Source organism: Streptomyces sp. AB3(2024) (assembly GCF_041862025.1).
In the GTDB taxonomy this organism is placed as follows: Bacteria; Actinomycetota; Actinomycetes; order Streptomycetales; family Streptomycetaceae; genus Streptomyces.
The window spans coordinates 1-11,316 of the sequence record NZ_JBGWAB010000049.1; the positions used below are offsets into that span (position 1 = coordinate 1).

The 11,316-nt window shown below is 73.4% G+C and carries 10 protein-coding genes; 3 read left to right on the forward strand and 7 right to left on the reverse strand.

Going from position 1 to position 11,316, the window contains the following annotated elements:
* Positions 1–476 precede the first annotated feature (476 nt).
* The 3 genes from ACEPPI_RS20170 to rsmI form a co-directional block, all read right to left on the reverse strand.
* Entirely contained in the window at positions 477–1,364 is an 888-nt protein-coding gene (locus tag ACEPPI_RS20170) for a TatD family hydrolase (protein ID WP_373916627.1), read from the reverse strand.
* A gap of 10 nt (positions 1,365–1,374) precedes the next feature.
* Positions 1,375–1,764 (reverse strand): hypothetical protein, encoded by a 390-nt coding sequence (locus ACEPPI_RS20175; RefSeq protein WP_373916670.1) that lies wholly within the window; start codon positions 1,762–1,764, stop codon positions 1,375–1,377.
* Between the two features lie 265 nt (positions 1,765–2,029).
* Positions 2,030–2,929, reverse strand: a complete 900-nt coding sequence (gene rsmI / locus ACEPPI_RS20180; RefSeq protein ID WP_373916628.1) for a 16S rRNA (cytidine(1402)-2'-O)-methyltransferase — start codon at positions 2,927–2,929, stop codon at positions 2,030–2,032.
* A gap of 141 nt (positions 2,930–3,070) precedes the next feature.
* Between rsmI and ACEPPI_RS20185 the strand changes: the two genes are divergently transcribed.
* Complete coding sequence (locus tag ACEPPI_RS20185; protein ID WP_373916629.1) at positions 3,071–4,837, forward strand: dolichyl-phosphate-mannose--protein mannosyltransferase; 1,767 nt, start codon at positions 3,071–3,073, stop codon at positions 4,835–4,837.
* 153 nt (positions 4,838–4,990) lie between these two features.
* A complete protein-coding gene (locus ACEPPI_RS20190; RefSeq protein WP_373916630.1) occupies positions 4,991–6,634 on the forward strand; it encodes a penicillin-binding transpeptidase domain-containing protein in 1,644 nt (547 codons plus the stop codon).
* Between the two features lie 64 nt (positions 6,635–6,698).
* On the opposite strand, the gene ACEPPI_RS20195 is transcribed toward ACEPPI_RS20190, so the two are convergent.
* Genes ACEPPI_RS20195 through ACEPPI_RS20210 form a run of 4 tightly spaced genes read right to left on the reverse strand, consistent with a single transcriptional unit; the run spans position 6,699 to position 10,500 of the window.
* Positions 6,699–7,856: a serine hydrolase domain-containing protein gene (locus ACEPPI_RS20195; RefSeq protein ID WP_373916631.1), complete on the reverse strand. Its 1,158-nt coding sequence runs from the start codon at positions 7,854–7,856 to the stop codon at positions 6,699–6,701.
* 28 nt (positions 7,857–7,884) lie between these two features.
* Positions 7,885–8,688 carry an energy-coupling factor ABC transporter ATP-binding protein gene (locus ACEPPI_RS20200; protein ID WP_373916632.1) on the reverse strand — a complete coding sequence of 268 codons (804 nt, stop codon included), beginning with the start codon at positions 8,686–8,688 and terminating at the stop codon, positions 7,885–7,887.
* The gene (gene cbiQ, locus ACEPPI_RS20205) at positions 8,676–9,437 is read right to left on the reverse strand and encodes a cobalt ECF transporter T component CbiQ (RefSeq protein WP_373916633.1); all 762 of its coding nucleotides are present in this window, start codon (positions 9,435–9,437) and stop codon (positions 8,676–8,678) included. The genes ACEPPI_RS20200 and cbiQ overlap by 13 nt, the downstream gene beginning before the upstream one ends.
* Before the next feature lies 1 nt (position 9,438).
* Positions 9,439–10,500 (reverse strand): energy-coupling factor ABC transporter permease, encoded by a 1,062-nt coding sequence (locus ACEPPI_RS20210; RefSeq protein WP_373916634.1) that lies wholly within the window; start codon positions 10,498–10,500, stop codon positions 9,439–9,441.
* A 176-nt stretch (positions 10,501–10,676) separates the two neighbouring features.
* Between ACEPPI_RS20210 and ACEPPI_RS20215 the strand changes: the two genes are divergently transcribed.
* The gene (locus ACEPPI_RS20215; protein ID WP_373916635.1) at positions 10,677–11,126 is read left to right on the forward strand and encodes an SsgA family sporulation/cell division regulator; all 450 of its coding nucleotides are present in this window, start codon (positions 10,677–10,679) and stop codon (positions 11,124–11,126) included.
* Positions 11,127–11,316: the final 190 nt, after the last annotated feature.

Sequence of the window (11,316 nt, forward strand, 5' to 3'; positions counted from 1 at the left end):
GGCGGGGACCGCGGCGGGTTCCCGGTCGGCCCCCTTGCGCCGGCGCCCGGCCCGCCGCCCCTCACCCCCACCCCGTGGAGCGGGCACCCCGGCCTCGGACCCGGGGGCGGGAGCGGGACCGGAGCCGGGACGGAGGCCGGGACCGGGGCCAGGGCTGCGGCCGTGGCCGTGGCCTGAGTTGTATCCGGAATCGGCCCCGGAGCCGGAGCCTGAGCCCGGGCCGGAGCCGGCGTCGAAGGCCCGGCCGGGCCCCGCTCCGGCCCCCGGCCCCGCCCCCGTGGACCCCCCGGGCGCGCCGGCCGGGGCGGGGTCCGGCCAGGGGGTACGGCGGTGACTGCCCTGCGTATCGCTCACGTCGCTCGCTCCACTGGTCCGGCCCCGGCTGGTTCGGGCACGGCACCCTAGCGGGAGCGGCCGTCACGCACCAAAGCCGTTCGACCACGCAGCGTGTCGAACGAACAGGCGTGTCAGTCGTGTCAGTAGTCGAAGGCGCGCGCCGTGTTGGCGGCCAGCGCGGTGGCCATCGCGTCCTCGTCGATGCCGCGGACCGCCGCCATCGCCCGTACCGTCAGCGGAATGAGGTACGGCGCGTTGGGCCGTCCGCGGTAGGGCGCCGGAGTGAGGTACGGGGCGTCGGTCTCCACCAGCACCAGCTCCAGCGGGGCCACCGCGAGGGCCTCGCGCAGCGGCGCGGCGTTCTTGAAGGTGACGGTTCCGGCGAAGGACATGTAGTACCCGGCGGCCGCGCACTCGCGGGCCATCTCGGCGTCGCCCGAGTAGCAGTGGAAGACGGTCCGCTCGGGCGCGCCCTCCTCCCGCAGCACGCGCAGCACGTCCGCGTGGGCGTCGCGGTCGTGGATGACCAGCGCCTTGCCCTGCCGCTTGGCGATCTCGATGTGGGCCCGGAAGGAACGCTCCTGCGCGGCCATCCCCTCCGGCCCGGTGCGGAAGTGGTCCAGTCCGGTCTCGCCGACCGCCTTGACGTGGTCCAGCGCGGCCAGCGCCTCGATCTCGGCCAGGGCCGCTTCGAGGGCCGCCTCGCCGCCGCCGGACCGCGCGCCCTGGCGGGACCAGCCGTCCGGATCGCCGTGGACGATCCGGGGGGCCTCGTTCGGGTGCAGGGCCACCGCCGCGTGGACGTTCGGGTGGACGGCGGCGGTCTCGGCGGCCCACCGCGAGCCCTTCACGTCGCAGCCCACCTGGATGACCGTGGTCACCCCCACCGAAGCCGCCTTGGCCAGGCCCTCCTCGACCGTGCCGGCCTGCATGTCGAGGTGGGTGTGCGAATCCGCCACCGCCACCCGGAGGGGTTCGGGCAGCGGTGGCGGCGTGTCCTTCGCCCCCGTCTTGTCATCGCGTGTCATACGGCCGATCTTATGACCGGCGCAGGCGCCCCAGCAGACGGGAGAACCAGCTCCGGCGCCGCTCCGGCGCGTCGGCCGCGACCGGCCCGGGGGCGTCGTGCAGCCGTGCGGTCCTGCGCGGCTTCGGGGTCCGCGGGACGTCTGCGCCGGCCGGCACCGGCCCGGCGATCCCGGGTGCGACGCGGTGGTGGTAGAGCTGGTCGAGCATGCCGAGCACCGAGGAGACCTGCCCCGCCCGCATGATCCGTACGACGTGCCCGCCGCAGTTCAGGCAGGTGGGATTGGACAGCGGGGAGGGCACCCGCTCGCCGTTGACCGTGTACATGATGAACGGCTGACCCGTGCCGTCGACGTGGTGTTCTATCGCGTAGGCCTGCTCCCACCCGTACCCGCACTTCATGCACGCGAAGGAGTACGCCTCGTGCACGGTCTGTACGGCAGGTGTGGATACGGCGTCCGATACGGCCAGGGGTGCGGGTACCGGGGTGTCTGCGATCTCACTCATGCCAGCTCCTCTTGTTCCACTGGTGCCATTGCCAGTGGACGCCTCTTCGGGCGGGAGCGCATCAGGCCCTGTCCAGTGTTGGACCGTCTTTGGGCCAGTCATGCCAAAAGACGCCGGTGCACGGTCTGAGCTTTGCTTTTCAGGCCGGCTCTTTACCGACCTACGGCATCTTTCGAGTCGCATTCTTTGCCGCGACGACCGCGTCGAAGACCTCGCGCTTGGGTAGCCCTGCCTCCGCCGCGACGGCGGCGATGGCCTCCTTGCGGCGCTCCCCCGCCTCCTCGCGCACCCGCACCCGCCGCACCAGCTCCTCGGCGTCCACGTCGCCCGGCACGGCCGCCGGGGCGCCCTCGACCACGATGGTGATCTCCCCGCGGACCCCGTCGGCCGCCCACAGCGCGAGGGCGCCGAGCCCGCCGCGCTTGACCTCCTCGTAGGTCTTGGTCAGCTCGCGGCAGACGGCGGCCCGCCGGTCCGCCCCGAACACCTCGGCCATCGCCGCCAGGGTGTCGTCGAGCCGGTGCGGGGCCTCGAAGTAGACGAGCGTGCGCCGCTCGCCCTCGACCTCGCGCAGCCGGCCCAGGCGTTCGCCCGCCTTGCGCGGCAGGAACCCCTCGAAGCAGAAGCGGTCCACCGGCAGCCCGGACAGCGCGAGCGCGGTGAGCACCGCCGACGGCCCGGGCACGGCCGTGACCTTGAGGTCCTTCTCCACGGCGGCGGCCACCAGCCGGTAGCCGGGGTCGGAGACCGAGGGCATCCCGGCGTCCGTCACCAGCAGCACCCGCTTGCCGGCCTCCAGGGCCTCGACGAGCTCCGGGGTCCGGGCGGACTCGTTGCCCTCGAAGTACGACAGCACCCGCCCGGTGGTGTGCACGCCGAGCCCCTGCGTCAGCCGGCGCAGCCGCCGGGTGTCCTCCGCGGCGATCACATCGGCCCGCTCCAGCTCGGCGCCGAGCCGGGGCGGGGCGTCGGCGAGGTCCCCGATGGGAGTCCCGGCGAGGACGAGCACGCCGTCGGTCGGGGAGGTGGCTTCGGTACCGCGGGCCTGTTCAGCTGTCACCCCGCCATCTTCTCATCGGTCCCGGCGCGGCTCCGGGCCCTCCCGTCCGTCCCGCGCGACGCACCCGCTCCGGACCGACTTCGCACGTCCCGACCCACGTGGGGGCTGGGGCTCCACAGGGGCGTTCCCTACGATGACCCGGTGACCAGTACCGCGACGCCGCCGCCCAGCCCCGCGGGGGCCCCGCCCGTCCCGCCGGGCGCGGGCGACTCCGCGCCCGAGCCGTCCCCCTGGCTGCGCCGCCTGCGGGGCTTCGGCTACGCGCCGACCGCGCCGCCCGCCGATGTCCGCACCCGCCTGGTGCCCCCGTACGCCCGCCCGTCCGGGCAGCTCTGGACGGCGCTCGGGGTCCCGGAGGCGAGCCGGCACAGCTGGCAGCGGTTCATGGCGTGGGCCGGGCCGCTGCTGGTGACGCTGGTGGCCGGGGTGCTGCGGTTCGTCCACCTGGGCAGCCCGAAGGCGGTGATATTCGACGAGACGTACTACGCCAAGGACGCCTGGGCGACGATCCGCCAGGGCTACGAAGCCAGTTGGCCCAAGGATGTCGACAAGTCGATTCTTGCGAATCCCGACGCCGTGCCGCTTCCTCTGGACCCCGGCTACGTCGTGCACCCGCCGGTCGGCAAATGGGTGATCGGGCTCGGCGAGTGGATGTTCGGCTTCGATCCCTTCGGCTGGCGGTTCATGACGGCCCTGCTCGGCACCCTGTCGGTGCTGATGCTGTGCCGGATCGGCCGCCGGCTGTTCCGCTCCACGTTCCTCGGCTGCCTGGCCGGCGCGCTGCTCGCGGTGGACGGCCTGCACCTGGTGATGAGCCGCACGGCCCTCCTCGACCTGGTCCTCATGTTCTTCGTACTGGCGGCCTTCGGGGCGCTGGTCATCGACCGCGACAAGGCCCGCGCCCGGCTCGCGGCGGCGCTCCCGCTCGACGAGGAGGGCCGGGCCCGCCCCGACCGGGACATCGCGCAGAACCTGCGGCTGGGCCTGCGCCCGTACCGGCTGCTGGCCGGCGTCTGCCTGGGACTGGCCTTCGGCACCAAGTGGAACGGCCTGGTGGTGCTGGCCTTCTTCGGCGTGCTGACCGTGCTGTGGGACGCGGCCGCCCGCCGCACCGCCGGCGCGGGCACCCCGTACGCGGCGATGCTGCGCCGGGACGCGCTGCCGGCCTTCCTGTCGACGGTGCCGGTGGCGATCGGCGTGTACCTGGCCTCCTGGGCGGGCTGGATCCTGAGCCCGGACAACGGCAAGGGCGGCTACTTCCGCGACTGGGCCGCCAAGTACGACCAGAACAGCCCGCTGTCCTTCCTCCCGGAGTGGCTGCGCAGCCTGTGGCACTACGAGACCGAGGTCTACAAGTTCCACGTGGGCCTGACCTCGGGCCACACCTACGAGTCGAACCCGTGGAGCTGGCTGATCCTGGGCCGGCCCGTCTCCTACTTCTACGAGTCCCCCTCCCCCGGCACCGACGGCTGCCCGGCGACCGAGGCGGGCAAGTGCGCCCGCGAGGTCCTGGCCCTGGGCACCCCGCTGCTGTGGTGGGCGGGCTGCTTCGCGCTGCTGTACGTGCTGTGGCGGTGGTTCTTCCGCCGCGACTGGCGGGCGGGCGCCATCGCGTGCGCGCTGGGCGCCGGCCTGCTGCCCTGGTTCAACTACCAGGAGCGGACCATCTTCTACTTCTACGCGGTGGTCTTCGTCCCGTACCTGTGCCTGGCGGTGGCGATGATGATCGGCGCCCTGCTGGGCCCGGCGGGCTCCACCGAACGCCGCCGCGCCCTGGGCGCGATCGGAGCGGGCGTCCTGGTCCTGCTGATCGTCTGGAACTTCATTTACTTCTGGCCCATCTACACCGGCCAGACCCTCCCGATGGACTCCTGGCGCGGCCGCATGTGGCTGGACACCTGGATCTAGCGCGTTCGCCGTGTTCGCCGTGTTCGCCGTGTGACGCGTGCGACATTCCGTTCCGGTAAACAACAGCGTGGCGACACGCTCGCACAGCGTAAGGTCCACACCAGGAGTTCTTTGAACATGTTCAGAGAACGGGGGTTCCTGGGGAGGGGACGTATGAACGGGGCAGCGAAGGGTGCCATCGTCGGCGGGGTGTTTCTCGCCATGGTCGGCGGCACCGCGTACGGGGTCTACAGCCTGGTCGGAGACGAAGGGGCCGGGGGCGGCGACGCCAAGGGGTCGATGAGCGGCAGCGCCTCCGCCGGGGAGAAGGCGAGCGGGCCCGTCACCGAGAAGGAGACCGCGGAGACCGCGCGGGCCTTCCTGGCCGCGTGGGCGGCCGGCGACGACCAGGCGGCGGCCGCCCTCACGAACAACACGCAGGCCGCGCAGTCGGCGGTGGCCGGCTACAAGACAGCGGCGTACGTCTCCAAGGCCGTCATCACCCCCGGCACCGCCGACGGCGCCACCGTGCCGTTCAAGGTCGAGGCCGAGGTCTCCTACCAGGGCGCGGCCAAGCCCCTCGTCTACGACTCCCGGCTGACCGTCGTACGCGGCGCGACCACCGGCAAGCCGCTCGTCGACTGGCAGCCCTCGGTGATCCACCCGCAGCTCCAGCGCGACGAGCGGCTGCGCGCGGGCACCCCGGCGAGCCCGCCGGTGAAGGCCGTTGACCGGCACGGCAAGGAACTCACGGCGGAGCGCTACCCGTCGCTGGGCCCGGTCCTGGACGCGCTGCGCAAGACGTACGGGGAGAAGACCGGCGGCACCCCCGGCGTCGAGCTGTGGATCGAACCCGCCACCCCCGACGCCCCCAAGCGGACCCTCGTGACGCTGGTCGAGGGGAAGCCCGGACAGATCGAGACCGCCCTGGACGCCGACGTGCAGGCGGCGGCCGAGAAGGCGGTCGCCGCCCACGCCGAGGCCTCGGTCGTCGCGGTCCAGCCGAGCACCGGCGACATCCTGGCGGTGGCCAACCACCGCCGGGACGGCTTCAACGCGGCGATGCTGGGCAAGCGGGCGCCCGGCTCCACCATGAAGATCGTGACGGCGGCAATGCTGCTGGAGAAGGGCCTGGTGGCCGCGGACAGGCCCGCGGCCTGCCCGGCCACGGCCTCCTGGGACGGCAAGGTCTTCCGCAACCAGGGCGGCTTCTCCTCGCAGGGGCAGACCTTCTCGAACAGCTTCGCCCGATCCTGCAACACCGCCTTCATCAGCCTGATCGACGACGTGAAGGACAACGGCGCCCTGCCGGGCGTGGCCCGGGAGGCCTTCGGCATCGGGCTGGACTGGAAGACGGGCGTCCCCTCGCAGGACGGCACGGTGCCGGTGACCTCCGGTCCCGCGGCGGCGGCCGAGTACATCGGCCAGGGCGCGGTCCAGATGAACCCGCTGAACATCGCCTCCATCACGGCCACCGCCCGCACCGGCGTGTTCCGCCAGCCGGTGCTCGTCAAGGCCTCCCTGGACGGACGCACCCTGGCCACGGCCTCCCGCCGGCTGGCGCCCGGGGTCTCGGCGCAGCTGGTCCAGATGATGCGGCAGACCGCCACCGGCGGCACCGCCGCCGGGGCGATGTCCTCGGTCCACGGCTCCGACAAGGGCGCGAAGACCGGCTCGGCGGAGGTCGACGGCGCGGCCGCACCCGACAGCTGGTTCACCGGCTTCAGCGGCGACGTGGCAGCCGCGGCGATGGTCGAGGGCGGCGGCCACGGCGCCGACGCGGCGGGCCCGATCGTCGCCCAGGTGCTCAACTCCTGACGCGCGACCCCGCCCGGGGCAGACGCGGGCGCCCGCGAAGGACAAGCGCGGGCGTCCGCGGAGGTCAGAGGCAGGTGCGCAGCGCGCGGACCAGGGACTGGGCGCGGGGGTCGGCGGTGACCGACTTGGCGTGGGAGTTCGTCACGTAGCCGAAGCCGATGCCCGCCTCCGGGTCCGCGAACGCCAGTGAGCCGCCCCGTCCCGGGTGTCCGAAGGAGGCCGGGGACAGCAGCGGCGAGGCCGGGCCGTGCAGCATGTACCCCGGGCCGAAGCGGGTGCCCACGACCAGCACCCGGTCGGCGCCGGACGCGAACTCCGTACCGGCGAGCGCGGTCGTCGCCGGGGTGAAGACCCTGGCGCCGTCCTCGACCACCCCGATGGTGGCCCCGTAGAAGCGGGCCAGTGCACGGGCCGTGCCGATGCCCGCGGAACCGGGCAGTTCGGCGGCCCGGTACACGGGGTCGTTCTCGTCGGGCTGGGGGTCGATGGCGGCGAAGGCGCGGCGGGTGAGGGACTCCGGGTCCGCGTAGGCCTCCGAAACGTTTCTCCTCGGCCGGGTCTTCAGCAGGCCCGCACTCGCCGGGGGCTCGACCGGGGCCACCCGGCCCACCCGGTGCTCCTGGTCCTCCGGCAGGCCGATCCAGAAGTCCAGTCCCAGCGGCTCGGCGATCTCCTCGGCGAGGATCCCGCCCACCGTGCGGCCGGTCGCCCGCAGCACCAGCTCGGACACCAGCCAGCTGAAGGTCTGGGCGTGGTAGCCGTGCGCGGTGCCGGGTTCCCAGTGGGCCCGCTGCGCGGCGACGGCGCGCGCCCCGGTGACCCCGTCCACCGCCTGCGCGACGGTGAGTCCGCGGTCCAGCGCGGGCACCCCGGCCTGGTGGGCGAGCAGGTGGCGGACCAGGGTCCGCTCCTTGCCGCCCGCCTTGAACTCCGGCCAGTACGAGCCCACGGGCGCGTCCAGGTCCAGCAGTCCGCGCTGGTGCAGGAGCAGTGGCACGGCGGCGGCCACGCCCTTGGTGGCGGAGCGCACGATCTGCGCGGTGTCCTCGGTCCAGGGCTCGGTGCCGTCGGCGTCCTTGGTGCCGCCCCACAGGTCGACGACCTTGTGGCCGTCGCGGTAGACGGCGACGGCCGCGCCCCGGTCCCCCAGCACCTCGAAATTGCGCGCGAAGGCGTCTCTGACGGGCTCGAAGCCCTCGGTCACCACACCCTGGATGTTCACGTCCGGGGCAACAACCGCAGGCCGGCGCTTATGCCACGGTCACCGAGCGCGGGTCGAAGCCGAAGGGCAGCTCCAGCCGGTGGGCGCCCATCAGGGCCTCGTCGCACAGCAGGTCGCGGGTGCGGCCGTCGGCGGCGATGACGCCCTCACTGAGGATCACCGAGCGCGGGCAGAGTTCCAGCGCGTACGGCAGGTCGTGCGTGACCATCAGCACGGTCACGTCCAGCGAGCGCAGGATGTCGGCGAGCTCGCGGCGCGAGGCGGGGTCGAGGTTGGAGGAGGGCTCGTCCAGGACGAGGATCTCGGGGCGCATCGCCAGTACGGTCGCCACCGCCACCCGGCGGCGCTGCCCGAAGGAGAGGTGGTGCGGCGGGCGGTCGGCGAAGTCGGCCATGCCGACCAGTTCGAGGGCCTCGCGGACCCGCTCCTCCAGCTCGGCGCCGCGCAGGCCGGCCGCCGCCGGGCCGAAGGCCACGTCCTCGCGGACGGTCGGCATGAAGAGCTGGTCGTCGGGGTCCTGGAAGACGATGCCGACCCGGCGGCGGATCTCGGCGAGGTTGCGCTTTTCCACGGGCAGCCCGGCGACCGTCACGGTGCCGACCCCGCCCCCGAGGATGCCGTTGAGGTGGAGCACGAGGGTGGTCTTGCCGGCGCCGTTGGGGCCGAGCAGGGCGACCCGCTCCCCGGCGGCGACGGTGAGGTCGACCCCGAAGAGGGCCTGGTGCCCGTCGGGGTAGGCGTAGGCGACGCCGGCCACCTCCAGGGAGGGCGCGGGCGACGCGGGGGCGGCGGAGGAAGCGGAGGGAGCGGAGGGAGCGGTCACAGCGTCCATCCCATCAGACAGACGGCGAGGGCCGTCACCGGGAGCACGGCCGCGTACGCCCACTGGGCGCGGCTGGCCGTGACGTCGTCGATCACCGGCATCGAGCCGGTGTAGCCGCGACTGACCATCGCGAGGTAGACCCGCTCGCCGCGCTCGTAGGAGCGGATGAAGAGGGCGCCCGCCGTTTTGGCGAGGACGCCCCAGTGGCGCACGCCCCGGGCCTCGAAGCCGCGCGAGCGGCGGGCGATGGACATCCGGCGCAGTTCTCCGGTGATCACGTCGCCGTACCGGATCATGAAGGAGGCGATCTGGACCAGCAGCGGCGGGAGCTTCAGGCGCTGGAGGCCCAGCAGCAGGGCGCGCAGTTCGGTCGTCGAGGCGAGCAGGACGGAGGCGGCCACGCCGAGGGTGCCCTTGGCCAGGACGTTCCAGGCGCCCCACAGGCCGGAGACGCTCAGCGAGAGGCCGAGGACGTGGACCTGCTCTCCCTCGGCGACGAAGGGCATGAGGACGGCGAAGGCCACGAAGGGGACCTCGATCAGCAGTCGTCGCAGCAGGAAGCCGGCGGGGACCCGGGCCGCCGCCGCGACGACCGCGAGCAGGACGGCGTAGAGGCCGAAGGCCCACATCGCCTCGCGCGGGGTGGAGACGACGACGACCACGAACGCGAAGGTCGCGGCGATCTTGCAGTGCGGCGGCAGCCCGTGGACGGGCGAGTGCCCGTGCCGGTACAGCCTGTGCGCGTGGCCGGCCCCCATCTCAGTGGGCCGAGGGGGCGGCCGTGGCGGTGGCGGTGAGGTCTTCCGCGCGGCGCCGGCGCACGGACCAGAAGATGCCGGTGCCGACGACGACGGTCACGCCGACGCCGATGATCCCGGCGAGGCCGCCGGAGAGGCGGGCGTCGGAGACGTCCTTGACGCTGTAGTCGGCGAGCGGAGAGTCGGCGGTGGCGTGTTCGCGGGCCTTGGCGTCGATGCCCTGGTCGGCGGCCACCTTCTCCAGGCCGTCGGGGCTGGAGGAGGCGTAGTAGGAGACGAACCCGGCGAGGACGAGGGCGGTGACCAGGCCGCTGATCCACAGCGGGCGGGTGGAACGGGCGGCGGCGGGCACGGGTGCGGCGGCCGCCGCGGGCGCGTCGACAAGTCGACCGTCGACGCGCAGCTTCAGCGGGGCGGCCAGTCCGCGCGCCCCGTGCACCAGGTCGGGCCGTACGGCGATGACGGCGCCCACTGTCGCGGCGGTGATGACGGCCTCGCCGATGCCGATGAGGACGTGCACGCCCACCATCGCGGTGAACACCTTGCCGATCGGGACGTCGGTGGTGCCGCCGAGGGCGTAGAAGAGGGTGAACATGACGGCCGCGCCGGGCACCGAGAGCAGGGCTCCGGCGAAGGCGGCGGCGGTGACCGAGCGGCGGCCGGCCGGCAGCACCTTGAGCAGCCCGCGGAAGACGGCGTAGGCGACGACCACGGTGACGACGGCCATGGTGGAGATGTTGACGCCGAGGGCGGTCAGGCCGCCGTCGGCGAAGAGGATGCCCTGCATGAGCAGGACGACGGAGACGCACAGCACGCCCGTGTAGGGGCCGACGAGTATGGCGGCAAGCGCCCCTCCCAGCAGGTGGCCGCTGGTGCCGGCGGCGACGGGGAAGTTCAGCATCTGCACGGCGAAGATGAAGGCGGCGACGAGGCCGGCGAGCGGGGCGGTGCGTTCGTCGAGCTCGCGGCGGGCGCCGCGCAGGCTGACGGCGACGGCGGTGGCCGCCACTGCTCCGGCGGCCACCGAGACGGGTGCGTTGATGAATCCGTCGGGCACATGCATGGAGCGGCTCCGCTTCCTCTTCCTCACTAAGTCTTTAACCGTTCAAGAATAGTGCCCAGTTGCAAAGCATTGGCAAGAGCGGCTCCGTCACAAATGGACCCGCGCGCTTTCGTGGGAATGTGCGACGCTGGACGGACAAACGGACTCATTTGCTCCGATTTTGAGGAGTCTTGTCGATGTCAGCCACCGCCGAGAATCCACCGGGCCGCACCGCCGGGGCCGCCGGGGCCGCCACCGCGACGGCGACCGCACCCCCGGCCCCGCCCGCTTCCGCGCAGACCGTCGAGATGCGCGTGCGCGCCCGCGTCATCAGCGACGACCCCCTCTACCGCGCCATCCCCGTGGCCCTGCGCTTCACCTCAGCCGAGCCGCTCGCCGTCCGCGTCGTCTTCCCCGCCGAGCTGTCCCCGGAGGACACCGACAACGAGTGGGTCTTCCCCCGAGCCCTCCTGGAGGCGGGCCTGCTGGCCCCGACCGGGACCGGGGACGTCCGCGTGTGGCCCTGCGGCCGGGTGCAGGCCGTGGTCGAGTTTCACTCCCCCGAGGGAGTGGCCGTCATCCAGTTCGACATCGCGGCACTGCGCCGCTTCCTGCGCCGCACGTACGCCGCCACCGCCACCCGGTAGGCCCAACGCCGCCCGGCGCCGCCCGCCGCGACGACGGCCGCGACGACGGCCGCGACGACGGCCGCGACGACGGCGCGCGACCGGACGGCCGGACGGTTCAGGCGGTTCAGACGGTTCAGACGGCGCGACACGAACGCGACCGGCCCCGCACCTGGAGTCCAGGTACGGGGCCGGGTTCGGCGGCGTCGGG

Bases quoted from the DNA above. Each gene is read 5' to 3' on its own strand.
- ACEPPI_RS20170 (WP_373916627.1), bottom strand. From the start codon at position 1,364: ATGACACGCGATGACAAGACGGGGGCGAAGGACACGCCGCCACCGCTG.
- ACEPPI_RS20175 (WP_373916670.1), bottom strand. From the start codon at position 1,764: ATGAAGTGCGGGTACGGGTGGGAGCAGGCCTACGCGATAGAACACCAC.
- ACEPPI_RS20190 (WP_373916630.1), top strand. From the start codon at position 4,991: ATGAACGGGGCAGCGAAGGGTGCCATCGTCGGCGGGGTGTTTCTCGCC.
- ACEPPI_RS20200 (WP_373916632.1), bottom strand. From the start codon at position 8,688: ATGGACGCTGTGACCGCTCCCTCCGCTCCCTCCGCTTCCTCCGCCGCC.
- cbiQ (WP_373916633.1), bottom strand. From the start codon at position 9,437: ATGGGGGCCGGCCACGCGCACAGGCTGTACCGGCACGGGCACTCGCCC.
- ACEPPI_RS20210 (WP_373916634.1), bottom strand. From the start codon at position 10,500: ATGCATGTGCCCGACGGATTCATCAACGCACCCGTCTCGGTGGCCGCC.
- ACEPPI_RS20215 (WP_373916635.1), top strand. From the start codon at position 10,677: ATGTCAGCCACCGCCGAGAATCCACCGGGCCGCACCGCCGGGGCCGCC.